Here is a 24,102-nt window from a genome sequence, read left to right as displayed (position 1 = left end):
CGGGGCGTTTTTATTTATAGCGTCATTGAAAACCAAATTTCGAACCTCTCGTGGTGGAGCTGATATGTACATCCAGATTCTAGGATCCGCCGCGGGGGGTGGTTTCCCTCAGTGGAACTGCAACTGCACCAACTGCGCGGGCTTTCGCGACGGTAGCCTGCGGGCTGTGGCTCGCACTCAATCCTCCATCGCCCTGTCGGACGACGGCGTGCATTGGGTGTTGTGCAACGCCTCGCCCGACATCCGCGCACAACTCCAGGGCTTCGCGCCCATGCAACCGGGCCGCGCCCTGCGTGACACCGGCATCAACGCCATCGTGTTGATGGACAGCCAGATCGACCACACCACTGGCCTGCTCAGCCTGCGCGAAGGCTGCCCGCATCAGGTCTGGTGTACCGACATGGTTCATGAGGACCTGAGCACCGGCTTCCCGCTGTTCCCCATGCTGACCCACTGGAACGGCGGCCTGAACTGGAACCGAATTGAGCTTGAAGGCAGCTTTGTCATCCCCGCCTGCCCGAACCTGCGTTTCACCCCGTTCCCGTTGCGCAGTGCCGCACCTCCCTATTCGCCACACCGCTTCGACCCGCACCCGGGCGACAACATCGGCCTGATCGTTGAAGACCTGAACACCGGTGGCAAGCTGTTCTATGCGCCAGGCCTGGGCAAAGTCGATGAAACATTGATACAGAAAATGCGTGCCGCCGACTGCCTGTTGGTGGACGGAACCATGTGGGAAGACGACGAAATGCAGCGCCGTGGCGTCGGCACCCGCACCGGTCGCGAGATGGGCCACCTGTCACAGAACGGCCCTGGCGGCATGCTCGAAGTGCTGGAACAACTGCCGGACCAGCGCAAAGTGCTTATCCACATCAACAACACCAACCCGATCCTCGACGAAGACTCCCCAGAGCGCGCCGAGCTGGCCCGGCGTAATGTCGAAGTTGCCTACGACGGCATGAGTATCGAGCTTTAGGAGCCTACATGAGCGACGCCACTGCACTGTCCCCCGCTGAATTCGAACAGGCCCTGCGCGCCAAAGGTGCGTATTACCACATCCATCACCCGTTCCACGTGGCGATGTACGAAGGCCGTGCGACCCGTGAACAGATTCAGGGCTGGGTCGCCAACCGCTTCTATTACCAGGTGAACATCCCGCTCAAGGATGCCGCGATTCTGGCCAACTGCCCGAACCGCGAAGTGCGTCGCGAGTGGATTCAGCGCTTGCTAGATCACGACGGGGCGCCGGGTGAAGACGGTGGCATCGAAGCCTGGCTGCGTCTGGGTCAGGCGGTGGGGCTGGACCCGGATCAGTTGCGCTCGCAGGAGTTGGTCCTGCCCGGCGTGCGCTTTGCCGTCGATGCCTACGTCAACTTCGCCCGCCGTGCCAATTGGCAGGAAGCCGCCAGCAGCTCGCTGACCGAACTGTTCGCGCCGCAGATCCACCAGTCGCGCCTGGACAGCTGGCCGCAGCACTATCCGTGGATCGACCCCACCGGTTACGAGTATTTCCGTACCCGTCTGGGTCAAGCCCGACGTGACGTGGAGCATGGGATGGCGATCACCTTGCAGCACTACACCACGTTCGAAGGCCAGCAGCGCATGCTGGAAATTTTGCAGTTCAAACTCGACATACTGTGGAGCATGCTTGATGCCATGAGCATGGCCTATGAGCTGAACCGCCCGCCCTACCACAGCGTCACCGACCAGCGCGTCTGGCACAAGGGGATAGCCCTATGAGCTTCGATCAACACCTGACGCCACGCTGGCGCCAGGGCTATCGCTTCCAGTATGAGCCTGCGCAAAAAGGTCATGTGCTGCTGTACCCGGAAGGCATGATCAAACTCAATGAAAGCGCCAGCGCCATCGGTGGCCTGATCGATGGCGAACGCAGCGTCGCGGTGATTATCGAGATGCTGGGCCAACAGTTCCCAGGCTTTCCCGAACTCGGCGCCGACGTCGAGCAGTTTATGGAGGTCGCTCGTGCTGAACACTGGATCGAACTCATCTGAGTTGACGCAGCAACTGCCGCCCAAGCCTGAAACCGGTTTGCCTTTGTGGCTACTGGCCGAGCTGACGTATCGCTGCCCGTTGCAATGCCCGTACTGCTCCAACCCGCTGGATTTCGCCGCGCAAGGGCAAGAGTTGACCACCGAAGAGTGGTTCAAGGTGTTCCGTGAAGCACGGGAGATGGGCGCGGCGCAGATCGGTTTTTCCGGTGGAGAACCGCTGGTGCGTCAGGACCTGGCAGAACTGATTGCCGAGGCGCGTCGGCTGGGTTTCTACACCAACCTGATCACCTCCGGCATAGGCCTGACCGAACAGAAAATCGCTGACTTCAAAAAAGCCGGGCTGGACCATATCCAGATCAGCTTCCAGGCCAGTGACGAGCAAGTGAACAACCTGCTGGCCGGCTCGAAAAAAGCCTTCGCGCAGAAGCTGGAGATGGCCCGCGCGGTGAAAGCCCACGGCTATCCAATGGTGCTGAATTTTGTCACCCACCGGCACAACATCGACAAGATCGACCGCATCATCGAGCTGTGCATCGCACTCGAAGCGGACTTCGTCGAGCTTGCCACCTGCCAGTTTTATGGCTGGGCCCAGCTCAACCGTGTTGGCCTGTTGCCGACCCGTGAGCAACTGGTGCGTGCCGAACGCGTCACCAACGAATACCGGGCCAAACTGGCCGCAGAAAATCACCCGTGCAAACTGATTTTCGTCACCCCGGACTACTACGAAGAGCGCCCAAAAGCCTGCATGAATGGCTGGGGCAGCATCTTCCTCACCGTGACCCCGGACGGCACCGCACTGCCGTGCCATGGCGCGCGGCAGATGCCGGTGCAGTTTCCCAATGTGCGCGATCACAGCATGCAGCACATCTGGTACGACTCGTTTGGCTTCAATCGTTTCCGTGGTTATGACTGGATGCCCGAGCCTTGCCGTTCTTGCGACGAGAAGGAAAAGGACTTCGGTGGATGCCGTTGCCAGGCCTTTATGCTGACGGGTGATGCCAGCAATGCCGACCCGGTCTGCAGTAAATCGGAGCATCACGGGATGATTATTCAGGCCCGTGAAGAAGCCGAGTATGCTACTCAGACCATTGAGCAGCTGGCTTTCCGCAATGAACGCAACTCACGCCTCATCATCAAGTCCTGAGCTTTTAAGTGCCGCGCAGGCGGTGGCGGCGGGCGTTGATTTCGCAGAACTGGCGGTCAGCCCGGCCGGCCTGTTCTGGAACGAATACCGACCTGAAGATGCGGCCTGTCGCGTCTGGCGCTGGCATCAGGGCCAGACGCACTGCCTGACGCCAGACGGTTTCAGCGTGCGCAGTCGGGTCTACGAATATGGCGGCGGGTCGTTCTGCTTGAGCGACGACGCCGTGCTGTTCGTCAATGAGGCTGACCAGCAAATATATCGCCAGCGGTTCGATACCAGCGTGCCCGAGCGACTCAGCCACGGCGGCAAACGCTACGGTGATTTGCGCTTCGCCAATGGCCAGGTTCTGACGGTCGAAGAGGATCACAACACCCATCGTTTGGTCGCCCTTGATGTCACGGACGGTGAACGCCATCTGCTGGCTGAAGGTGCGGATTTCTATGCTGCACCGACCCTTAGCCCGAACGGTAAGCGCCTGGCCTGGATCGAGTGGCAACGCCCGCATCAGCCATGGACCTCGACCCGGTTGATGTGCGTCGAACGCCTGCCCGATGGCCATTGGGGAACGGCACGCTGTGTGGCCGGGGATGTCACCGAGGAGTCTCTGCAACAACCGCGCTTCGATGCCCAGGACCGCCTGTTTTGCCTGACTGATCGCGATGGATTCTGGCAGCCGTGGGGCGAGACGCCCACCGGCCTCGCGGCGCTTCCTGCTGCCAAGGCTGATCACTCCCCCGCGCCGTGGCAATTGGGCGGCAGCACGTGGTTGCCGCTGGATAACGGCGATTATCTGGCGAGCTGGTCCGAAGAGGGTTTTGGCCGACTGGGTCTATGTCATGCCGACGGCACGCTGGAGGATTTCACTGGCGATTACAGCCGCTTCCGCAGCCTGGCCGTAGATGAGCAGTTTATCTACTGCATCGCGGCCTCGGCGATCAGCCCTTCGGCCGTTCTGGTCATCCAGCGCAAGGAACATCGCGTGCAGGTGCTGGCCGGTGGTGTTGCGCCGCTGCCCGCCGAGCGCATCAGCCTCCCTCAAGCGCTGCGCTACCCAAGCGGCACCGGCGAGGCCCATGGCTTTTTCTACCCGGCCATGACCGGTGAGCAAAAACCACCCTTGGTGGTGTTCATTCATGGCGGCCCGACGTCGGCCTGTTATCCGGTCCTTGATCCGCGTATCCAATACTGGAGCCAACGTGGATTTGCCGTCGCCGACCTCAACTACCGTGGCAGCACCGGCTATGGTCGCGCCTATCGGCAAAGCCTGCATTTGAACTGGGGCGACGCAGACGTCGAAGACGCCTGTGCCGTGGTCGCACACCTCGCCGAACGGTCGATGATCAACCCTGATCAGGCCTTCATTCGAGGCGGCAGTGCAGGCGGTTACACCACCCTGTGTGCGTTGGCATTCCGTCGGGTATTTCGCGCAGGGGCAAGTTTATATGGCGTCAGCGATCCGATTGCACTGGGCCGTGTGACGCACAAATTCGAGGCTGATTATCTGGATTGGCTGATCGGCGATCCCGAGAAAGATATCGAGCGCTACCAGGCCCGCACCCCGCTATTGCACGCCAGCGAGATCAGCGTGCCGGTGATCTTCTTTCAGGGCGAACTGGACACGGTGGTGGTGCCCGCGCAGACCCGCGACATGCTTAAGGCCCTGCTGGACAATAATATCCGCGCCGAAGCCCACTTCTATCTCGACGAGCGCCACGGTTTTCGCAAAGCGGCGAACCAGGCCCATGCGCTGGAAGAAGAGTGGCGGTTTTATCGCGATGTCATCGACAGGTGAGACACGGTGTAGGCCCCCTCAAGCCGCAACAACATCCCAGCGCTCGTGACTTGAAGCTGTCGAGCGGGCCAATACCGCGGCCACCGGCCTGTTGCCTTCCACCGCGCCGCCCAGGACGATAATGTCGGCGCGGATCCCGCAACACGCTTCGCACTGCAGCGTTTCGCGACGGCCCATGCCCGTCAGGGTTTCATCGAGAATCAACAGGATCTTCAACTCGCGACACAGCTGGGCGACACCCTGAAAGTACACACGGGTCGCGGCCAGGCTTTCGTGGCTGCCACGAATCGGCTCAAGAATGATCGCAACCGTCTGCGCGTCGACAGCGGCATGCAGCGCCGCCAGGTCATTGAACGGAACGTTGATCGCATTCGGTCTGCTGCTGCCCGACGAAATGATCCCGAAGGCACCACGGCGATGCTCCTGACCCCAGGTGCTTGTCAGCCTGATTGCCACCTCGCGGGCCTCGGCGGCAGTATCGACGATGTGCACCTGATCGCTGGCCGTACTGCAGCGCAAGCGCTCACCCAGACTGAGTCCCGCATACGCATCAGCGCTTTCCGGTTCCAGCTCGATACCCGCGTCAGTCTGTTCCAGACGGCTAAACAACAGTTTGAACACGTTCATGCCCGCAACCCCTCCAGCGGAAGCCCCAGCAGGCGATCAGTCCAGTCTTCGACCTGCCCGGTGCGCAAGCGCTTGAGCGCAACATCACGCCAGCGCGAAGCGAGTGCGGGGCAATCCACCAGTTTTTTCAGACCCGCACGCTCCAGCGGCTCCGTGTAGAAACTGCGCAAGGCCCAAGCGACGGTCAAGCCGGGGTAGCTGCGCTGAACCAGCTCGAAAGGATCGCTCGCGCTGACGAACCCGGGCTTGAGCACCCGGTAAAACCAGCCACAGCGACCACTGTCTTGCGCCTGTTGTGGCATGTCTTGCAGACCCCAGCGCTGGCTCAAGCGATAACACGGCGAGCGCGGCTGACTGATCTGCAGTAGCGCCGTGCCCCAGCGGAACATGTCACCCAGACAGGCGTGCTCTTCGGTCAAGCCAAGGGTGGAGAGGTTTTCACCAAACGCCGGGGCGCTCCAGTCGATGTGCGGGTAAAGCGTACGCCAGTAGGCATAGTGTTCGGCGGGATAGTGATGCAGGGCGCGTTCGGGCCCGGTGTGAAAGCGCGGATCGCCATGCTCATCACATCCCAGGCCTTGTGGCCAGAGCCAAGTTCGACGTTCGAGCCGCTGTTTATCGATATCAATGACCAATCCATGACCAAGGTTTTTTGCTTTCCCTATGTAAACGCCTTCGACATACACGCTATTCATCGAAATTTCTGGCCCTGTAAGCCTCGTGGAATGGGCGTAGACTAGGCTTCCTAGGGGCTCACAGCCATTTCGATTTCCCAGCATTTTCGATAAGATTTACTTATGGATTTTCGGCAGCTGCGGTATTTTGTCGCTGTATATGAAGAAGGCCACGTCGGACGTGCCGCGGAGCGACTTTCGCTGTCGCAACCGGCGCTTTCGCAGCAGATTCGTCAGCTTGAACACACCCTCGATGTCAGCCTGTTCGAGCGCAGCAGCAAGCGTCTGGTGCCGACCCTGGCCGCACACACACTGTACAACCACGCCCTGCCTTTGCTCGACGGCATGCAACGCGCCCGCGATGCACTGCGCAACTTCAAAGGGCAGTCGGCCCATACCTTGGCGATTGGCGTACTGCAAACCGTGCTGGGCCTGGTGCCACAGTTACTCGAGCGCGTACGCAAGGCGCAACCGCATTTGGTGGTACACATCTATGAGCTGTCCGGGCTGGAGATCGAACGGCGCCTGCTCAATGGGGCGCTGGACATCGGCATCAGCTTTCTGCCTGCGCACCAACCGGGCTTGCACAGCTTGCTGCTCTATGAAGACGAGTTACAGTTGGTCATCCCCGCCAACCACCCGCTGCGCGAGTTCAAGAAGGTGTCGCTAAGTCAGGCGGCGGAACTGCCGATGTTGCTACTGGGCGAGGAATATCAGGTGCGGCAAATCTGGCAGGCACAACTGGCTAACCTGGGACGCAGGCCGCATGTGCAGGCGGAGCTCAATAGCATGTCAGGCATACTCGACAGCCTGCTCAATACCACGTTGGCGACGGTATTACCAGGGCGCGTGCAGAGGACTCAGGGAAACCCGGCCCTGCTTTGGAAACCGCTGACAGAGCCGCGGGTGCCGCTCAAGGTTGGATTGGTTTACCGCGACGCGCAACGTCAACAGCCAACGCTGGAACTGCTGCGTTCATTGATGGAGGAAGTGGTCAATGGACGTCCGGGCCTGCCGGTGCCGCTGGATGAGCTGAGCTGATATCCAGCAGGCGTGTGACGCTAAATCGCGCACAAAAAGAAAACCCCGCCGAAGCGGGGCTTTGCAGACTGTTTCCCTGACATCCTTTTCGCCCCGCCATCCTGGCAGGAATCCTTACGTGTCCGTGTTGTGTTTTATGCGCTTCCTGCGCTACGTCCATGTGAAGTAGATTAGCTTTGGATCCATACAAACGATAGGGGCAAACAGCAGCACGTCATGTAAGCAAATGCTTACATTGCGTCAGACCTGTCCGACCCGAAATCAGAACTGCGAAGCATCCAGCAGGAACAGCGTTTCACTGCCAGCCTTGACCGACGCACTCAAGGACTGAATACGCGGCAGCAGACGAGCAAAGTAGAAACGCGCAGTTCCCAGTTTGCTGGCGTAGAAGTCTTCCTGGGTTTCTTTACCGAACGCAGCCTTGGCCATCAAGGCCCACATGTAGGCATAGGCGGTGTAGCCGAAAGCGTGCAGGTACTCGACCGACGCGGCGCCGATTTCGTTGGGGTTGTCTTTGGATTGCTCCAGTACCCAATGCGTCAGTTCGTCGAGGGTATCGAGTGCAGCGTTCAACGGTTTGGTGAATTCGGCCAGCTCGCTGCCAGCGCCAGCGGTGAACTGCCGAATTTCGTCAGCGAAGAGCGTGTAGTACGCACCGCCGTTGCCAACGATTTTGCGCCCGACCAGGTCCAGCGCCTGGATACCGTTAGTGCCCTCGTAGATCTGGGTGATTCGCACGTCACGGACCAGTTGTTCCTGACCCCACTCACGAATGAAGCCGTGACCGCCGAACACTTGCTGACCGTGCACAGTGGTTTCCAGCCCGAGATCGGTCAGGAAAGCTTTTGCCACTGGCGTCAGCAACGCCACCAGATCGTCGGCACGTTTGCGCGCTGCAGCGTCTTCGCTGAACTTGGCGATATCCAGCTGCATGGCCACGTAAGTGGAGAACGCACGACCGCCTTCGTTGGAGGCTTTCATGGTCAACAGCATGCGGCGCACATCGGGGTGAACAATGATCGGATCGGCGATTTTGTCCTTGGCTTTAGCACCGGTCGGCGAGCGGCTTTGCAGGCGGTCGCGGGCATATTCGATAGCGTTCTGGTACGAACGCTCGCCAGAGGCCAGGCCCTGGATGCCGACGCCCAGACGCTCGTAGTTCATCATGGTGAACATTGCCGCCAGGCCTTTGTTGGGCTCACCGACGAGGTACCCGACCGCTTCATCGAAGTTCATCACGCAGGTAGCGGACGCCTGGATACCCATTTTATGTTCGATGGAGCCACAGTTGACCGGGTTACGCTCACCCAGACTGCCGTCGGCATTGACCATGAACTTGGGCACCAGGAACAGCGAAATGCCTTTCGGGCCTGCTGGCGCATCTGGCAGCTTCGCCAGGACCAAATGGATGATGTTTTCAGTCAGGTCGTGCTCGCCGCCCGTGATGAATATCTTGGTGCCGCTGATTTTGTAGGAGCCGTCGGCCTGAGGATCAGCTTTGGTGCGAATAATCCCCAGATCGGTACCGGCGTGGGACTCGGTCAGGCACATGGAACCGGCCCAGACGCCAGCGTACATGTTCGGCAGATAAGTGGCCTTGAGCGCTTCGCTGGCATGGGTGTTGATCGAGACACACGCACCTGATGTCAGCATCGGATACAAACCGAACGCCAGGCTTGAGGAGTTGATCATTTCTTCGACCTGAGCCGACACCACTTTGGGCATGCCCATGCCGCCGAACGCAGGGTCACCACCCACACCGACCCAACCACCGTCAGCGTACGTCTGATAAGCCTCGGTGAATCCGGCCGGAGTGGTCACGACGCCATCATGCCAGTGGCAGCCCTCTTCATCACCGCTACGACTGAGCGGCGCGATGCTTTTGCTGGTGACTTTGCCCGCCTCTTCGAGAATGGCTTCTACCGTGTCGGCGTCCACTGTTTCGGCCAACGCCGGCAGCTGAGCCCAAAGCGTGGCCACCTCGAAAACTTCATTAAGGACGAAGCGCATATCACGCAGGGGCGCTTTGTAGTCAGCCATGGCAAACCTCGTAAAAAATTGAGCCGGTGTAACAGAGACATCAAGTGTAACCGAACACCATTTGCGACACATAGGGTCAAAGCATGACCGATTTGTAATTTTTGGTCATGCTCGTTGGAACGATGCGGCGCTCACGACCGACCAAGGATTACAGGGCGAACATCTGCGCGGGCAACTGCATCAGGCAATCACTGCCCGCCTCGATGGCAACTTGATGGGCACCGGTGCGCGGCAACAAACGTTTGAAGTAGAACGCGCAGGTCGCCAGCTTGGCCTGGCAATAATCCGCCTCGCCGCTGCCGTCATCCAACTGAGCCTGAGCCATCAGTGCCATGCGCAACCACAGATACCCAAGAATGATATAGCCGCTGTACATCAGGTAATCCAGCGCAGCTGCCCCCACTTCGTCCGGGTTTTTCATAGCCGCCATGCCGATGTGGGTGGTCAGTTCGCCCCACTGCTTATTCAATGCACTCAACTGCGCGACGAAGCCCTTGAGCTGCGGATGCCCGGCATTGGCTTCGCAAAACTTGTGGACGATTTTGGTGAAGCCGCGCAGCAATTTGCCTTGGCTGCCCAATACTTTGCGACCGAGTAAATCGAGGGCTTGAATGCCGTTGGTGCCTTCATAAATGGGTGCAATCCGACAGTCGCGCACCAACTGTTCCATTCCCCACTCACGAATATAACCGTGGCCGCCGAAGACCTGCATGCCATGGTTGGTCACTTCCAGGCCGGTCTCGGTCATGAACGCTTTGCAGATCGGCGTGAGGAACGCCAACAGGTTTTCCGCCTCCTCGCGCTGACTCGCATCGCTGCTCATGTGTGCGGTATCGAGCAACTGTGCAGTCATGTACGTCAGGGCGCGATTGCCTTCGTTGAAGGCTTTCATGGTCAGCAACATGCGGCGTACATCAGGGTGGGCGATGATCGGGTCAGCGACCTTATCCGGCGCTTTGGGGCCGGTCAGCGCACGCATCTGCAAACGCTCATTGGCGTATTTTATCGCGCCCTGGAAGCTGGCTTCGCCCAGGCACAAGCCCTGCATCCCCGTGCCCAAGCGTGCATGGTTCATCATGGTGAACATGCAGTTGAGGCCCTTGTTGGCCTCGCCGATCAGGTAGCCGGTGGCGCTGTCGAAGTTGAGCACGCAGGTGGCCGATGCCTTGATCCCCATCTTGTGCTCGATCGAACCACACGACACGCCGTTGCGCTGGCCCGCGTCGCCTGCGGCGTCCGGCAAAAACTTGGGCACGATGAACAGCGAGATGCCCTTGGTGCCCGCCGGTGCATCCGGCAGTTTTGCCAGTACCAGGTGCACGATATTCTGGCTCATGTCGTGTTCGCCAGCGGAGATAAAAATCTTGCTGCCGGACACGGCGTAGCTGCCATCCGCTTGCGGTACGGCCCGGGTTTTGATGATGCCCAGGTCGGTGCCGCAATGGGCTTCAGTCAGGCACATAGTCCCGGTCCATTGACCTTCTGTGAGCTTGCTCAGGTAGATCTGTTTCTGCGCTTCGGTGCCATGGGTATGGATCGCCGACATCGCGCCGTGGGTCAGGCCGGGGTACATCCCCCACGACGTATTGCTCGACCCGATCATTTCGCTGATGACCAAACCCAAAGACAACGGCAAGCCCTGCCCGCCATAAGCCGGATCCGCTGCCAGGCCGTGCCAGCCGCCCTCGACGTAGTGGGCAAACGCTTCCTTGAAGCCCTTGGGTGTGGTGACCACGCCCTGATCGAAATGACAGCCTTCTTCATCGCCAGACCGGTTCAGCGGCGACAGCACCTGTTCGCAGAACTTGGCCCCTTCTTCAAGGATCGCGCTGACCATATCCGGGCTCGCGTCGTCAGCCCCCAGCTTTGCGTAATGAGCTGGGAAGTCGAAAACGTGGTCGATCAGAAAGCGCATGTCGCGCAGGGGAGCTTTATAGTCAGGCATGGTTATTTCTCCGGCAGCAGATGCTTCAACCTACTGCGCAGACCTGACCCGGACAATCACACTAGAGACGCTGAATACGCCGCCATCACTCAACCGGCAGCGCCGGCCATCCGCACCGCGCCGCGGCGGTTCTGGCTGTGGGACATCACGCAATTACGCCCCGCACCTTTGGCACTGTAGAGCGCTTGGTCGGCAGATTTGAGGACTTCCTCAGCAGTGCGGTGGTCCACTTGCCGTTCGGCGACACCGATGCTGACGGTCACCGAAACGCTGTTCGCCTGGGCGCCGCTTCTGCGTTGACGACCCTGTTGATCGTCTTGTGGGCGATCCTGATTGCGTAGATGGATGTCGTACGTGCCGATGGCTTCGCGGATCGCCTCCAGATGAGGCAGGCATTCTTCCAGCGTCTTGCCAGCAAACACCACGGCAAACTCTTCACCGCCATAGCGATAGGCGCGACCGCCGCCAGTGACTTTCGACAGCTTGCTGGCCACCAGACGCAGCACCTGATCGCCGACGTCGTGCCCATGGGTGTCGTTGAATTTCTTGAAGTGATCGACGTCGGTCATCGCCAGCACATAATTACGCCCCAGGCGCTGCATGCGCTCATTGAGCGCACGACGACCCGGCAGCCCGGTGAGCTCATCGCGGAAGGCCATTTGATAAGCCTCATGCGCAACGGCCGCAGCAATCATCAGCATCACCTGGCTGCACATGACGTTCAGGGTGAACGGCAGGATGAATGTTTTCGGCAGCGCCCAGAACAGCCCCACCAAACCCACTATCTGAGCGGCATGCAACGGACGCGGCTTGCGCAGGTATTGCACCGTCAACAAGACGAAGCATGCGAAAAACACCGGGTACGCCAACTGAATCAGGCTCATCCAGTTGCCATGCAGGGCCGGCCAGCGGATCACTGCCAGCCAGTTCAGCAGCGCCTGTGGATAACTTTGCTCCAACGCCAGGGCGACACTGCCAACCGCGAACAACACGGCGAAGCGGGCCACCAGATCGCGGAACAAATGGGTGCGTTCCTCCCATGCGGCGAACACACCGAACAGCAGCGGCAGCAACAGGCAGCACAGGTGAAAGACTACGGCCGCGTCTTCACGCACCTTGCCATTGTCTCGGTAATAATCGGTCTGGGTGTCGAGCAGGTAGTAAGCGATGTAGACCGTGATCATCAGAAACAGCTCGCGCTGCCGCCGATAGACCCCGCAGTACGCACCACCCAACAACAGAACCAGGGTTGGCAGCACGTTGAACAGCGAAGTGAAGAAGACGTTGAGGTCCTTCACGTACGCAGCAGCAAGCCCCGCAACCAGCAACAGCAACGATGGCAGGAAATGGCTGAACCGTACGGGAGAAAAACGCGGCAAGGGGGATGACTCCTACCCGGCGTGACAACAGAAATATCGACAGCTGGCATTGTGCCTGTACTGCCTGCGTTAAGCACTCAAATGGCTCAAAAACATGGTCAAGCCCTTGTTAGCGGCCATGCGGGGGAAATCTGAACGTAAAAAAGCCGCTTCCCCCGGAGGAGAAGCGGCTTTTGAGAGACTGCGCGAGGGTTTAGTAACCCAGGGCGAAGTTTTCTTCTTTCATGTCCATCAGGTTGTTTGCACCCGACAGCATGGTCACAACGTGTGTACGGGTACGCGGCAAGATGCGCTGGAAGTAGAAACGTGCTGTTTGCAACTTGGCCGTGTAGAACGCTTCTTCACTGGTGCCGGCTGCGAGTTTTTCCGCCGCCAGACGCGCCATGTCAGCCCAGAAGTAAGCCAGGCATGCGTAACCGGAATACATCAGGTAATCCACCGACGCAGCACCGACTTCTTCGCGATCTTTCATGGCCGCCATACCGACCTTCATGGTCAGTTCGCCCCACTCTTTGTTCAGCGCAGCCAACGGCTCGACGAACTCTTTGACCGCTTCGTTGCCTTCGTTGGTCTGGCAGAACTTGTGGACGATCTTGGTGAAGCCCTTGAGCGCTTCGCCTTGAGTCATCAACACTTTACGGCCGAGCAGGTCCAGCGCCTGAATACCGGTGGTGCCTTCGTACAGCATGGAAATACGGCTGTCGCGAACGTTCTGCTCCATGCCCCACTCGGCGATGAAGCCGTGGCCGCCATAGATCTGCACGCCATGGTTAGCGGACTCGAAGCCCACTTCGGTCATGAAGGCCTTGGCAATCGGGGTCATGAACGCCAACAGGGCGTCTGCTTGTTTCTTCTGCTCAGCGTCCTGGCCGTACTTGACGATGTCGACCAGTTTGGCAGTGAAGTACACCATCGCACGGTTGCCTTCGGCGAAGGCTTTCATGGTCAACAGCATGCGACGTACATCAGGGTGCACGATGATTGGGTCAGCGGCTTTTTCCGGCGCTTTCGGGCCAGTCAAGGAACGCATTTGCAGGCGATCACGCGCATATTTCAGGCCGCCCTGAAAGCCGATCTCGGCGTGAGCCAGACCTTGCAACGCAGTGCCCAAACGCGCGGTGTTCATAAAGGTGAACATGCAGTTCAGGCCTTTGTTCGCCTGGCCGATCAGGAAACCGGTGGCCGCGTCGAAGTTCATCACGCAGGTCGCGTTACCGTGGATGCCCATTTTGTGTTCGAGGGAACCACAGTTCACGGCGTTGCGAGCGCCGATGCTGCCGTCAGCGTTTGGCAGAAACTTCGGCACGATGAACAGCGAGATGCCTTTGGTGCCAGCCGGTGCATCCGGCAGACGTGCCAGCACGATATGGACGATGTTGTCGGCCATGTCGTGTTCACCAGCAGAAATGAAGATTTTGGTGCCCGTAACTTTGTAGGAACCGTCAGCCTGCGGTTCGGCTTTGGTGCGCAACATGCCCAAATCAGTACCGCAGTGCGATTCGGTCAGGCACATGGTGCCGGTCCACTCGCCGGAAACCAGCTTGGTCAGGTAAGCCTGCTGCTGTTCTTCGGTGCCGTGCTCGGAAATGGTGTTCATCGCGCCATGAGACAGGCCCGGGTACATGCCCCACGACCAGTTGGCTTCGCCAACCATTTCACTGACTGCCAGACCCAGCGACTCAGGCAGGCCTTGGCCGCCGTGTTCAACGTCATGGGCCAGGCTTGGCCAGCCGCCTTCCACGAATTGCTGGTAAGCCTGCTTGAAGCCCGATGGGGTTTTCACGCCGGACTCGCTCCAGGTACACCCTTCGGTGTCGCCGACACGATTCAACGGGGCCAACACCTGCTCACAAAACTTGGCGCCTTCCTCAAGAATGGCGTCAACCATGTCTGGAGTAGCGTCCTGGCAAGCCGGCAGGCTTTGATAATGCGCTTCATAACCGAGCAGTTCGTCACGAACGAAGCGAATATCACGCAAGGGGGCCTTGTAGTCAGGCATAGCGATAAACCTCTGCTGATGAATCCTGGAATGAATGACCGATCGGTCGCTGTGGGGATTTCCCCAACCACCTGACAATCTCAAGTTGCCTAGCGGTCAAACAGTTGTTTGAAACATACGTTTACGACCAAACCTTGTCAAGCGCAGTGAGCGAGCCATTCATCGCCGATGGGCTACACATCCCGCGCGCAAAGGCCCACAGCCGCAGACGAGCACGCGCAGGACAACGATGCCGAGCAGTCTCGAAAAAGAAAGTTTAGTTGGGCGTAAAAGAGGCAGGGGGTGTATCGCGGTGCGCGAGCGCGCACCGAAAGGGCTGAATTCAAGCGTGGGTATCAATCAGCGTGCCAAGCACTTCATCGGAAGCCTTGGCAACCTTGACCCCGAGTTCTGCCTGGATCTTACCCATGGACAGCTCCACTGCACTGGTGGCCAAGTCAGTTTGTCGACTGCGATCAACCGAATGCAGGCGGTCAGCCTGGTAGTTGGACGACTGGTTATTCGCGGAGGTTTCGACCCCGTTCTGGGCGATCTGGCTGGCCGCTTGATCGACACGCGCCTGCCCCGCCTGAATGCTGCTCAGGCCAGAGTAAAAAGCAGTGTTTCCGGAGATTTCCATATGACGGTCCCTCAGTTCATAAAGCGAACAGCGGTCATTGAAGCAGACTGAAACCTAAAAGGCCCGACAAAAAGACTAATGGCAATTGGCCTCGCGATAGTCAAAGCACTTTTGACACCGCGCTGTCGTGCAGCAAACCCGGTCAATTGCAGGAGCTGCCGACGGCTGCGACAGGCGGCGTGAGCCCCCTCAGGTCGCGGCTTAATCCAGCAACTCCAGATGAAGAAATTCCGCCACCGCTTCAGCCGTCGGTTTTTTCAGCCGGGGCACGCGTCCCAGGCACGGTGCAGGCAAGCGTTCGGCCAGGGTGGCGAGGTTTTCTTCCAGGCGAGCCGTCTTGCCATCGATAATGTTGGCGACCCAGCCCGCCAGTTGCAGGCCGTCCCGGGCGACGGCTTCGGCGGTCAACAGTGCGTGGTTGATGCAACCCAGACGCACCCCGACTACCAAAATCACGGGCAATTGTAAGGCCTTTGCGAGATCAGACAGATTGCTCTGGTCGGCGAGCGGCACGCGCCAGCCCCCTGCCCCTTCGATCAGGGTGAAGTCTGCACCTTTGCCCAATAGGTAGCGCATGGGTTCCAGCAGCGATTGCACGGTCAATGCCACGCCCGCTTCACGCGCAGCCAAATGGGGAGCGATGGCCGGCTCGAACGCCACCGGGTTCACCTCTTCATACGTCAGCGCCACTGAGCACTCCGCCAGCAGTGCCAGTGCATCGGCGTTGCGCAGCCCCTCGGGGCTGACAATGCAACCCGACGCTACGGGTTTGCCTGCTACCGTGCTCAAGCCTGATTGGCGGGCGGCATACAGCAGCCCGGCGGCAATGGTGGTTTTACCGATGTCCGTATCGGTGCCCGCGATGAAGTACGAACGGCTCATCTCAGTACCTTCTGTTCAAGGTTTTTCCAACACCGCGTAGACCACTTGGTAAGTGGCCGGCAGCCCTTCGCTCTGGCGAAAATGCTCATACGCATCGATCAATCCCAGTAGGCGCGCGCGTCCGGTCAAACCACCGGGTCGGCCAGGGTTGAGGTTGTGCGCGCCGAGGGCTTTCAGCTCATGAGTCAGGCTGCGCACGTCCGGGTAATGCAGGACATGGGGCTGCACTTCGAGGCTTCGCACTCGCAAGCCGCTGGCCGCGCACAGCTGTTGATAGTCGTCGAACGGGCGGAAGTGGTTAACGTGCACCAGCCCGTCCACCGCCTGCCAGCTTTCGCGCAGCTCATACAGGGTGCCAACACACAGACTGGCAAACGCCAGCACGCCACCCGGTTGCAGCACACGCCGTGCTTCGCTGAGTACCGCAGCGAAGTCCGCGCACCACTGCACCGCAAGGCTGGAAAAAATCAGCCCACAGCTTTGATCCACCAACGGCAGGCGCTCGGCATCACCGGCGACAAAGTGCTGCGCCCCGCCCGATGGACGCGCATGACGCAGCATGCCTTCGGCGATATCCAGGGCGACGCCTTCGCTCCGGGTGAAATGTTCAGCCAGCGCGCGACTGAAATAGCCGGTGCCGCTGCCCAGGTCCAGCCAACGCGACGGGCTCAGCTGTTCCGGCAAGCGTGCGAGCAGTTCACTGCCCACGGCGCGCTGCAATTCGGCGACGCTGTCGTAGCTGGCCGCTGCACGGGAAAAGGACGCGGCAACCTGGCGCTTGTCGGGCAAGGCACCTGGCTGTGTGGTGTTTGGTTGTTTGAAAGAGGATAAATCAGTCATCACCCGACTCATGCAAAAAGGCGTGAATTGCCGCCGCCACTCCGTGGGGATTTTCCAGGATGAACGCATGACTGGCCTGTTCGATCAGACCCACCTCGACATCAGGCAGCAGTGTCAGCACATCACTGGCAGCCTCTGCCGGTACCAGCGCATCAAGGCCCGCGAACAGGTGCAACTGCGGGCCGCGATAGGCCTGCAAGGCAAGCCGGGTATCGAGCTGCCCCAGCAACTTCAAGCCATTGAGCAGCACGTCAGCCGGGGTATGGGGCGCACCGGCATACAGCAGACGCGCCAGACCGCGCGGGTCTTCCGCACCTTTCACGCACAACAGGCTGAAGCGCTTGAGCGTGCCCAAGGGATCAGTGCCGCACCCCGCGAGAAACGCATCGAAGTCCTCCGGCGGCATCGCGCTGGGCCAGGCGTCACGCGACACAAAACAGGTGTTACTGGCAAACGTCAGTAAGCCACAGCAACGATCGCCGCGGCGCGCAGCCAGTTCCGCTGCCAGCATGCCACCGAGCGACCAGCCGCCGAGCCAGGCGTTATCCGGCAACGTGGCGTCCAGCTCATCGAGCAGCTCACTCAGCTCGATGTTTCCGAAAGCCGACACGTCGAACTCGGGCAACGGCTCTACTTCAACCCGCAAATGTTCGTCCAGGCCGCGTAAAGCAGCCGCCAACGGTTCCAGCGGCGAGATCCCGAGACCCCAGCCCGATAGCAAAACAAGACGATCACGCATGGCCTGCTTCCACCGATTCGCATGTGTCGAGCAGCGGGTAACACTGCGCCAATGCACTTAACAATAGCTGCACTTGTGCCTGGCTGTGAGCGGCGGACAAGGTCACGCGCAAACGCGCACTGCCGGCGGGCACGGTAGGCGGGCGAATCGCGGTCACCAGCAGGCCGCGCTCACGCAGCATCTGCGACAGGCGCAAGGCGCGGCCACTGTCGCCAATCAGGATCGGCTGGATCGGGGTGAAGCTGTCCATCAGTTGCAGGCCGATCTGCTCGGCACCGCTACGGAACTGCTGAATCAAACGCGCCAGATGCTCCCGACGCCAATGTTCGGTGCGCAACAGCTCAAGGCTTTTCAGCGTGGCGCAGGCCAGCGCAGGCGGTTGGCTGGTGGTGTAAATATAGGGCCGGGCGAACTGGATCAGGGTTTCGATCAAATCGTCACTGCCCGCGACAAATGCCCCGGCCGTACCGAACGCTTTGCCGAGCGTACCGACCAACACCGGCACGTCCTCCAGGCTCAAGCCGAAGTGTTCGACGATCCCCGCCCCGGTAGCGCCCAACGGGCCAAAACCATGGGCGTCGTCCACCATCAACCAGGCGCCTTTGGCCTTCGCCGCTTGCGCCAGCGCTGGCAGGTCGGCCAGGTCGCCGTCCATGCTGAACACGCCATCGGTGACCACCAGCGTATTACCGCTGGCTTTCTCCAGGCGTGCGGCAAGGCTGCTCGCGTCGTTGTGCAGGTAACGTGAGAATCGCGCACCGCTGAGTAAACCGGCATCGAGCAGGGAGGCGTGATTAAGGCGATCTTCCAACACCGTATCGCCCTGCCCGACCAGCGCTGTCACGGCACCCAGGTTGGCCATGTAGCCGTTGGAAAACAGCAAGGCACGAGGACGACCGGTCAGGTCGGCAAGGGCTTCTTCGAGTTCATGGTGCGGGCTGCTGTGGCCAATCACCAAATGCGAAGCACCACCGCCCACGCCCCAGCGTTCAGCACCTGCTCGCCAGGCGGCGACCACTTCAGGGTGATTGGCCAGGCCCAGATAATCGTTGCTGCAAAAGGCCAACAATGGCTGACCGTCGACCACCACTTCTGGGCCTTGTGGGCTCTGTAACAAGGGGCGATGGCGATACAGCTGTTCAGCGCGACGAGCAGCCAGACGCGTGCGGAGATCGAAAGACATGCAGGCTCCGACGTTTAATGAGGAGAGTCAGGCCGAGCCAGTCAAACCGGCTCGGCGACGTTGATCAGACCGACGCGGCGTCGTAGAACAGCTCGCTGCTCTTTTGCTCGACCAGCGCTTGCTCGATGGCTGCCTGATGCACTTCGTCCGCGTGCCCTTCGCGCGCTTCAGGAAGGATGCCCAGACGCGAGAACAGCTGCATGTCCTTGTCCGCCTGAGGGTTGGCGGTGGTCAGCAATTTGTCGCCGTAGAAAATCGAGTTGGCCCCCGCGAAGAAGGCCAGGGCCTGCATCTGCTCGTTCATCGCTTCGCGGCCAGCGGACAGGCGCACGTGGGATTGCGGCATGAGAATGCGCGCCACGGCCAGCATCCGGATGAAATCGAACGGGTCGATGTCATCGGCGTTTTCCAACGGCGTGCCAGCGACTTTGACCAGCATGTTGATGGGCACCGATTCTGGATGCTCAGGCAGGTTAGCCAGCTGAATCAGCAGCCCGGCACGGTCGTCCAGGGTCTCGCCCATGCCGAGAATGCCACCGGAGCAGATTTTCATCCCGGACTCACGCACATAGGCCAGCGTCTCCAGACGCTCGCCGTAGGTACGGGTGGTGATGATGCTGCCGTAGAACTCCGGCGAGGTGTCCAGGTTGTGGTTGTAGTAATCCAGACCTGCGGTGGCCAGCGCTTGGGTTTGATCCTGGTCGAGACGCCCCAGAGTCATGCAGGTTTCCAGGCCCATGGCTTTCACGCCTTTGACCATCTCCAGCACATACGGCATGTCTTTAGCCGATGGATGCTTCCAGGCCGCGCCCATGCAGAAGCGCGTCGAGCCGATGGCTTTGGCGCGTGCGGCCTCTTCCAGGACTTTCTGCACTTCCATCAATTTTTCTTTTTCCAGCCCGGTGTTGTAGTGGCCGGACTGCGGACAGTATTTGCAATCTTCCGGGCAGGCGCCCGTCTTGATCGAGAGCAGGGTCGATACCTGCACGCGGTTGGCATCGAAATGAGCGCGGTGCACGGTCTGCGCCTGAAACAACAGGTCATTGAAAGGCTGTACGAACAGCGCTTTGACCTCGGCTAAAGTCCAGTCGTGACGCAGAGTGGCGGTGATGCTGGCGCTCATTGGGCGGCTCCTCGTTTGTTCTTTGGCTATTGCCTGTGCGGCGGGTCAAAACCGAAAGCCCACAGGCGCAACACGGATGTTCGGCATATTTAAGGAAGAGCCATGCGCTGTCAACCACCGAGCACGCTTCAGGTTTACATCTGGTTAAAAAGTAAACAATCGTGTTTGCTGTGCGACGAAACCACGGACGCAACTTTTCCCATCTGCACCGGCTGTGAAACCGATTTACCCTGGCTCGGCGATCAATGCGAGCGCTGCGCCCTGCCCATGCCAATGGCTGGCCTGACCTGCGGCCAATGCCTGAGACACCCGCCAGCCTTCAGTGAAGTGGTGGTGCCCTGGCGTTACGACTTCCCTATCGACAGTCTGGTCACACGGTTCAAGCATCAGGGCAAATGGCCCATGGGGCGCTTGCTCGCTGAATTGCTTGGGCAATCGCTGCACTATCGCTTCGCTGAAGGCCTGCCACGCCCGGATTGCCTGCTGCCAGTGCCATTGGCCCGCAAGCGCCTGCGCCAGCGTGGCTACAATCAGGCTGCCATGCTGGCCCGCTGGCTCGGCACGCACGTAAACATTCCGACGGACGAGCGCCTGTTGCTTCGGGTGCTGGAAACGCCGACTCAGCAAGGACTCGACGCCAAAGCCCGCAAACAAAATCTGCGCAAGGCGTTTGCATTGGCTGACGATGCTCAGATAAAGGGCCGTCATTTCGCGGTGGTCGATGACGTACTGACCACCGGCGCTACTGCCCATGCGCTTGCCCGGCTATTGATGGATGCCGGTGCGTGCAGGGTCGATGTCTATTGCCTGGCGCGTACGCCCAAGCCTGAGGATTGAGTGGGCATACCTCATGCACGCGCGTGGGACGACGCCATGAATTGCCTTACACTCCAAACCTCACACTAAAGTCCGCCACCATGTCCCTACCCCTCCTCCTGACACAGCACATGGTCCGCCGCCCGCAGCGTATTGCCCTGCTGCTGCACATCGCCGAACAAGGTTCGATCACGCGTGCTGCGAAAAGCGCAGGCATGAGTTACAAGGCCGCGTGGGATGCCATTGACGAGCTGAACAACCTGGCGAAAGAGCCCTTGGTTGTGCGCAACGTCGGCGGGCGTGGCGGTGGAGGCGCGCAGTTGTCGGCGGAAGGCCAGCGCGTGCTGAGGCTTTATCAGCGCTTGCAGGCGTTGCAGACTCAGGTGCTGGAAGCGACTGAGGAAACCGCTGATCTGGATTTGCTGAGCCGTTTGATGCTGCGCACCAGCGCCCGCAATCAACTGCACGGTCGCATCCAAACCATCACCCGCCAGGGCCACAACGACCGGGTGCGCTTGCAACTGGCTGGCGGCTTGTTCATCGAAGCACAAATCACCCATGACAGCAGCCTCCGTCTGGAGCTGGAAATCGGCACTGACGTAGTGGCGCTGATCAAGGCCGGCTGGCTGGAGCTGCTGGGTGACGGACAGCCCGTCACATCAGGGCACAATTGCCTGCGCGGTCAGATAGAGGCCATTCTCGACGCAAAAGACAGCCCCAGCGAAGTACGCATTACCCTGGCCAGCGGCCAGACACTTTGTGCTCAGGCAGAACCCGCGCAGCTATTGGCGTTGCAACTGCAAACCGGAAGTCCGGTACAGGTGCAATTCGCACCCTCCTACGTGTTGCTGGGCACACCTTTGTAGTCAGGGGTTGAGGTGGCAGGGCTGACCGTGACGCAATGTGCATCAGCGTGTATTGAGCATTGCTCATGACTACATGTTTGGACATACATTCAAAAATAGAATAACAACCTGTTATTTATGACAGTAGACACTCATGTTATTCCCAGCCAATCTAGAACACAGGAACGCCGAGAAATAAATCGTGCATTTCCGACAGCTTTCAGTATTTAAAAAATTCCAAATTTTTTGTGCGATACGTTATAAAAAGCCCATGCATCGATTTGAATGGGTGCGCTCATGGCTTGCTAACTGCACGTTATTACTTCTGGAAGTATCAACATGACTGCTGAAATAAAGGAGCTTTCTTTCTCGCAGAGCTCGACGTGATCGGCGAAATTAAAGATCACAAGCTGTCTTTTTCATCCGAAAAAAAGTGGCTAACCAGGACAGTCTTGGTCGCGACTTTAATAATTCATTTTTGTATGAGGCCGAGCCACTCGTTTACTTGTGCGTCAATACTTTCGAGGAGCGTTCGCTGCATGCATTTCGTGAAAATCAACTCATGCTAATTTCGTTGAGTGTTGAAATCAAGCCCGCTATATTTGATAGGAGCGCACACATGAACGATCAAAAGAAAACTTCTCAGCAGCCCACCAAGTTGCTAATGGATATTGGGCATTCCGATTGGCAATGCGGTACACAAGTGGAGCCTATAAGCGACGACCGCCAACCCTTGAACATCGTTGCTGACGTCAGAATTGATTCCGTCTCAAATCAATCCATCGCAGCGGCTCCCGTAATCGAGAGTCTCTCGTTGAGGATGGACAATAGCATTATTGAAGTCAGAGGCAGTACTTCAGCAAAAATGGGAAATGTTGAAGCATTTTCGATGGGAACCTGGAAAGGAATTGCCGAAGTAAAGTCTGACGGTACTTTTTCCAACCCTAACGTACCTGCCGATTACCTGCTAACCGGGGACTCCATCAAGGTACGCGTGACAAACTCCGATACTACTTCATACCCCGTCGTAGCAACCGATTACTTCGTACATCCCCGTTCGATTTGGATCCTCCCCACAAAAACCAAGGCAGCAGACCAAACATACTATCAATGGTGGATCCAGTGGGCAGACTATCAACCCACCGGGTACATGCTACCCGCTGGCGAAACCGCTTCTATTTGGCTGGATGGCAATGATGAGGAGGTCTGGGCTCTCGTCGGTATTCAGGGGATTGCGAAAAAATCGGATCGCACATCGCAGACCGAAAATATGCGCGAAACCCGGTTGAAAATTGGGGAAAATATACTGCCTATAGACCCTTTGGGAGGGGTAATCCATATTCGCAATAACGGCAATAGTGGATGCCGCGTAATTCTCGATTCTAAAATTAGACCGATCCCATACTACGTACTTATGCAAACGCCCCCACTTGACTTTCGTCGGATGCTCGAAAAAAGTGATAGGTTGTCAGAAGTCCAACTCGTCGGGGATCGGGTCGTTATATCCGCCTATGCTGACACCTATGAAATTTTTGCACATGCAGACGTAGGGGAAATTGTCAGGTCTCATGAAGAAGTTTTGAGAATCGAAGCACAAGCCGCTGGCCTAGATGGTTCTACGGAGCTGCATACCCGAAGCAACATGTGGATTCACGCGGTAGAGTCTACTTCGAGCTTTTACCCCCACGCAAGCACTGGCTATATCGGACTACCCCATTCTAAAGACGTAAATAGCGAATACATGAACGCGCTATTAGGTGGCCTCGCCCATAAGCTCTGGGTGACACTGCATGAGTACGGCCATCATTTTCAAAACCGGGCTAATAGCAATACTGTGTTCGCTGAAAACTCGGTCAATATCTACGCCTTAGCCGTTGGTCGTGTGCACGAGAATAATTACGCTGATGAGTTCCCCAAAAGGTGGCCACCATTAAGAGCTTGGCTCTCCAAGCCGGCCGCAGAAAAAAACTATATGGAATCTCCTGATACACAAGCCATCTTCGAACAGCTTAGGAAAGGATTTGGCGAGAACTACCTCCCTCGCTGGGATCGTTATGTCCGGGAAAATCCATCTCCGAACAATGACCTCATTAACTTCACTGCCTCCCTGTCCAGAGTCGCGAATGCCAACTTGGCGGTTTTTTTTGCTGAGTGGGGTGTCATCAAAACTAACGATCAAACCTGGAACGCATTACATGCTTTGAATCTCCCTAGTCCTCCGGAAGGCCTGACGAATCAAATTCCCTACACGTGAGACGTTCCAGGATAACGACACAAAAAAAACACCCAAAGGGAAGCTCCGATCAACTTGCCGTCACCGAGCGGCACGTTGAAAAAACCGCTGAATTCAAGGCCTGATTTTAATACATAAGTACAACGTTCACCCTTGCATAGACTTCGTA

At 58.5% G+C, this 24,102-nt stretch carries 21 protein-coding genes; 9 read left to right on the top strand and 12 right to left on the bottom strand.

Annotated features, from left to right (window positions below):
• Positions 1–64 precede the first annotated feature (64 nt).
• From pqqB to K0F75_RS24625, 5 genes are read left to right on the top strand one after another with little or no spacing between them, the layout of a single operon-like run.
• On the top strand, positions 65–976 hold the full coding sequence (gene pqqB / locus K0F75_RS24645; protein WP_219064575.1) for a pyrroloquinoline quinone biosynthesis protein PqqB: 912 nt from the start codon (positions 65–67) through the stop codon (positions 974–976).
• 8 nt (positions 977–984) lie between these two features.
• On the top strand, positions 985–1,740 hold the full coding sequence (gene pqqC, locus K0F75_RS24640; protein ID WP_219064574.1) for a pyrroloquinoline-quinone synthase PqqC: 756 nt from the start codon (positions 985–987) through the stop codon (positions 1,738–1,740).
• Positions 1,737–2,012, top strand: coding sequence for a pyrroloquinoline quinone biosynthesis peptide chaperone PqqD (gene pqqD, locus K0F75_RS24635; RefSeq protein ID WP_219064573.1), 276 nt, complete (start codon positions 1,737–1,739; stop codon positions 2,010–2,012). Before pqqC ends, pqqD begins: the two co-directional genes overlap by 4 nt.
• Positions 1,984–3,156, top strand: a complete 1,173-nt coding sequence (gene pqqE / locus K0F75_RS24630; protein WP_374029324.1) for a pyrroloquinoline quinone biosynthesis protein PqqE — start codon at positions 1,984–1,986, stop codon at positions 3,154–3,156. The genes pqqD and pqqE overlap by 29 nt, the downstream gene beginning before the upstream one ends.
• The gene (locus K0F75_RS24625; protein WP_219064572.1) at positions 3,122–4,948 is read left to right on the top strand and encodes a S9 family peptidase; all 1,827 of its coding nucleotides are present in this window, start codon (positions 3,122–3,124) and stop codon (positions 4,946–4,948) included. The genes pqqE and K0F75_RS24625 overlap by 35 nt, the downstream gene beginning before the upstream one ends.
• Before the next feature lie 18 nt (positions 4,949–4,966).
• On the opposite strand, the gene K0F75_RS24620 is transcribed toward K0F75_RS24625, so the two are convergent.
• Positions 4,967–5,575 (bottom strand): aminotransferase class III-fold pyridoxal phosphate-dependent enzyme, encoded by a 609-nt coding sequence (locus K0F75_RS24620; protein WP_219064571.1) that lies wholly within the window; start codon positions 5,573–5,575, stop codon positions 4,967–4,969.
• Entirely contained in the window at positions 5,572–6,270 is a 699-nt protein-coding gene (locus tag K0F75_RS24615) for an MOSC domain-containing protein (RefSeq protein WP_219064570.1), read from the bottom strand. The genes K0F75_RS24620 and K0F75_RS24615 overlap by 4 nt, the downstream gene beginning before the upstream one ends.
• 102 nt (positions 6,271–6,372) lie before the next feature.
• Between K0F75_RS24615 and K0F75_RS24610 the strand changes: the two genes are divergently transcribed.
• On the top strand, positions 6,373–7,290 hold the full coding sequence (locus tag K0F75_RS24610; protein ID WP_219064569.1) for a LysR family transcriptional regulator: 918 nt from the start codon (positions 6,373–6,375) through the stop codon (positions 7,288–7,290).
• 261 nt (positions 7,291–7,551) lie between these two features.
• On the opposite strand, the gene K0F75_RS24605 is transcribed toward K0F75_RS24610, so the two are convergent.
• From K0F75_RS24605 to bioB, 10 genes are all read right to left on the bottom strand, one after another.
• On the bottom strand, positions 7,552–9,330 hold the full coding sequence (locus K0F75_RS24605; protein WP_219064568.1) for an acyl-CoA dehydrogenase C-terminal domain-containing protein: 1,779 nt from the start codon (positions 9,328–9,330) through the stop codon (positions 7,552–7,554).
• 148 nt (positions 9,331–9,478) lie between these two features.
• Positions 9,479–11,275 carry an acyl-CoA dehydrogenase C-terminal domain-containing protein gene (locus tag K0F75_RS24600; protein ID WP_219064567.1) on the bottom strand — a complete coding sequence of 599 codons (1,797 nt, stop codon included), beginning with the start codon at positions 11,273–11,275 and terminating at the stop codon, positions 9,479–9,481.
• Between the two features lie 89 nt (positions 11,276–11,364).
• Entirely contained in the window at positions 11,365–12,654 is a 1,290-nt protein-coding gene (locus tag K0F75_RS24595; protein ID WP_219064566.1) for a diguanylate cyclase, read from the bottom strand.
• A gap of 193 nt (positions 12,655–12,847) precedes the next feature.
• The gene (locus K0F75_RS24590) at positions 12,848–14,653 is read right to left on the bottom strand and encodes a phenylacyl-CoA dehydrogenase (protein WP_219064565.1); all 1,806 of its coding nucleotides are present in this window, start codon (positions 14,651–14,653) and stop codon (positions 12,848–12,850) included.
• 322 nt (positions 14,654–14,975) lie between these two features.
• Positions 14,976–15,272 carry a pyrroloquinoline quinone biosynthesis protein PqqE gene (locus K0F75_RS24585; RefSeq protein ID WP_219064564.1) on the bottom strand — a complete coding sequence of 99 codons (297 nt, stop codon included), beginning with the start codon at positions 15,270–15,272 and terminating at the stop codon, positions 14,976–14,978.
• 201 nt (positions 15,273–15,473) lie between these two features.
• The gene (gene bioD, locus K0F75_RS24580; protein WP_219064563.1) at positions 15,474–16,154 is read right to left on the bottom strand and encodes a dethiobiotin synthase; all 681 of its coding nucleotides are present in this window, start codon (positions 16,152–16,154) and stop codon (positions 15,474–15,476) included.
• Positions 16,155–16,169: 15 nt separating this feature from the next.
• Positions 16,170–16,994 (bottom strand): malonyl-ACP O-methyltransferase BioC, encoded by an 825-nt coding sequence (bioC, locus tag K0F75_RS24575; protein WP_219064562.1) that lies wholly within the window; start codon positions 16,992–16,994, stop codon positions 16,170–16,172.
• Positions 16,987–17,733, bottom strand: a complete 747-nt coding sequence (locus tag K0F75_RS24570) for an alpha/beta fold hydrolase (protein ID WP_219064561.1) — start codon at positions 17,731–17,733, stop codon at positions 16,987–16,989. Before K0F75_RS24570 ends, bioC begins: the two co-directional genes overlap by 8 nt.
• Positions 17,726–18,916, bottom strand: coding sequence for an 8-amino-7-oxononanoate synthase (bioF, locus tag K0F75_RS24565; RefSeq protein WP_219064560.1), 1,191 nt, complete (start codon positions 18,914–18,916; stop codon positions 17,726–17,728). The genes K0F75_RS24570 and bioF overlap by 8 nt, the downstream gene beginning before the upstream one ends.
• Before the next feature lie 64 nt (positions 18,917–18,980).
• Positions 18,981–20,039 carry a biotin synthase BioB gene (gene bioB / locus K0F75_RS24560; RefSeq protein ID WP_219064559.1) on the bottom strand — a complete coding sequence of 353 codons (1,059 nt, stop codon included), beginning with the start codon at positions 20,037–20,039 and terminating at the stop codon, positions 18,981–18,983.
• 102 nt (positions 20,040–20,141) lie between these two features.
• On the opposite strand from bioB, the gene K0F75_RS24555 reads away from it, so the two are divergent.
• From K0F75_RS24555 to K0F75_RS24545, 3 genes are all read left to right on the top strand, one after another.
• Positions 20,142–20,876: a ComF family protein gene (locus tag K0F75_RS24555; RefSeq protein ID WP_219064558.1), complete on the top strand. Its 735-nt coding sequence runs from the start codon at positions 20,142–20,144 to the stop codon at positions 20,874–20,876.
• Between the two features lie 80 nt (positions 20,877–20,956).
• A complete protein-coding gene (locus tag K0F75_RS24550; RefSeq protein WP_219064557.1) occupies positions 20,957–21,721 on the top strand; it encodes a TOBE domain-containing protein in 765 nt (254 codons plus the stop codon).
• A gap of 598 nt (positions 21,722–22,319) precedes the next feature.
• On the top strand, positions 22,320–23,954 hold the full coding sequence (locus K0F75_RS24545; protein WP_219064556.1) for a M60 family metallopeptidase: 1,635 nt from the start codon (positions 22,320–22,322) through the stop codon (positions 23,952–23,954).
• The last annotated feature ends 148 nt before the right edge of the window (positions 23,955–24,102 follow it).

It is taken from the genome of Pseudomonas sp. UMAB-08, from assembly GCF_900095225.1.
Classification (GTDB): Bacteria; Pseudomonadota; Gammaproteobacteria; order Pseudomonadales; family Pseudomonadaceae; genus Aquipseudomonas.
Note: the sequence above shows the minus strand (reverse complement) of the source record. Positions and strands in the feature narration are given on the sequence as shown.

Excerpts from the sequence above, each read along its gene's own strand:
- pqqB (WP_219064575.1), top strand. The coding sequence starts at position 65 with ATGTACATCCAGATTCTAGGATCCGCCGCGGGGGGTGGTTTCCCTCAG.
- pqqC (WP_219064574.1), top strand. The coding sequence starts at position 985 with ATGAGCGACGCCACTGCACTGTCCCCCGCTGAATTCGAACAGGCCCTG.
- pqqD (WP_219064573.1), top strand. The coding sequence starts at position 1,737 with ATGAGCTTCGATCAACACCTGACGCCACGCTGGCGCCAGGGCTATCGC.
- K0F75_RS24625 (WP_219064572.1), top strand. The coding sequence starts at position 3,122 with ATGAACGCAACTCACGCCTCATCATCAAGTCCTGAGCTTTTAAGTGCC.
- K0F75_RS24620 (WP_219064571.1), bottom strand. The coding sequence starts at position 5,575 with ATGAACGTGTTCAAACTGTTGTTTAGCCGTCTGGAACAGACTGACGCG.
- K0F75_RS24615 (WP_219064570.1), bottom strand. The coding sequence starts at position 6,270 with ATGAATAGCGTGTATGTCGAAGGCGTTTACATAGGGAAAGCAAAAAAC.
- K0F75_RS24610 (WP_219064569.1), top strand. The coding sequence starts at position 6,373 with ATGGATTTTCGGCAGCTGCGGTATTTTGTCGCTGTATATGAAGAAGGC.
- K0F75_RS24605 (WP_219064568.1), bottom strand. The coding sequence starts at position 9,330 with ATGGCTGACTACAAAGCGCCCCTGCGTGATATGCGCTTCGTCCTTAAT.
- K0F75_RS24600 (WP_219064567.1), bottom strand. The coding sequence starts at position 11,275 with ATGCCTGACTATAAAGCTCCCCTGCGCGACATGCGCTTTCTGATCGAC.
- K0F75_RS24590 (WP_219064565.1), bottom strand. The coding sequence starts at position 14,653 with ATGCCTGACTACAAGGCCCCCTTGCGTGATATTCGCTTCGTTCGTGAC.
- K0F75_RS24585 (WP_219064564.1), bottom strand. The coding sequence starts at position 15,272 with ATGGAAATCTCCGGAAACACTGCTTTTTACTCTGGCCTGAGCAGCATT.
- bioD (WP_219064563.1), bottom strand. The coding sequence starts at position 16,154 with ATGAGCCGTTCGTACTTCATCGCGGGCACCGATACGGACATCGGTAAA.
- bioC (WP_219064562.1), bottom strand. The coding sequence starts at position 16,994 with ATGACTGATTTATCCTCTTTCAAACAACCAAACACCACACAGCCAGGT.
- K0F75_RS24570 (WP_219064561.1), bottom strand. The coding sequence starts at position 17,733 with ATGCGTGATCGTCTTGTTTTGCTATCGGGCTGGGGTCTCGGGATCTCG.
- bioF (WP_219064560.1), bottom strand. The coding sequence starts at position 18,916 with ATGTCTTTCGATCTCCGCACGCGTCTGGCTGCTCGTCGCGCTGAACAG.
- bioB (WP_219064559.1), bottom strand. The coding sequence starts at position 20,039 with ATGAGCGCCAGCATCACCGCCACTCTGCGTCACGACTGGACTTTAGCC.
- K0F75_RS24555 (WP_219064558.1), top strand. The coding sequence starts at position 20,142 with ATGCGCTGTCAACCACCGAGCACGCTTCAGGTTTACATCTGGTTAAAA.
- K0F75_RS24550 (WP_219064557.1), top strand. The coding sequence starts at position 20,957 with ATGTCCCTACCCCTCCTCCTGACACAGCACATGGTCCGCCGCCCGCAG.
- K0F75_RS24545 (WP_219064556.1), top strand. The coding sequence starts at position 22,320 with ATGAACGATCAAAAGAAAACTTCTCAGCAGCCCACCAAGTTGCTAATG.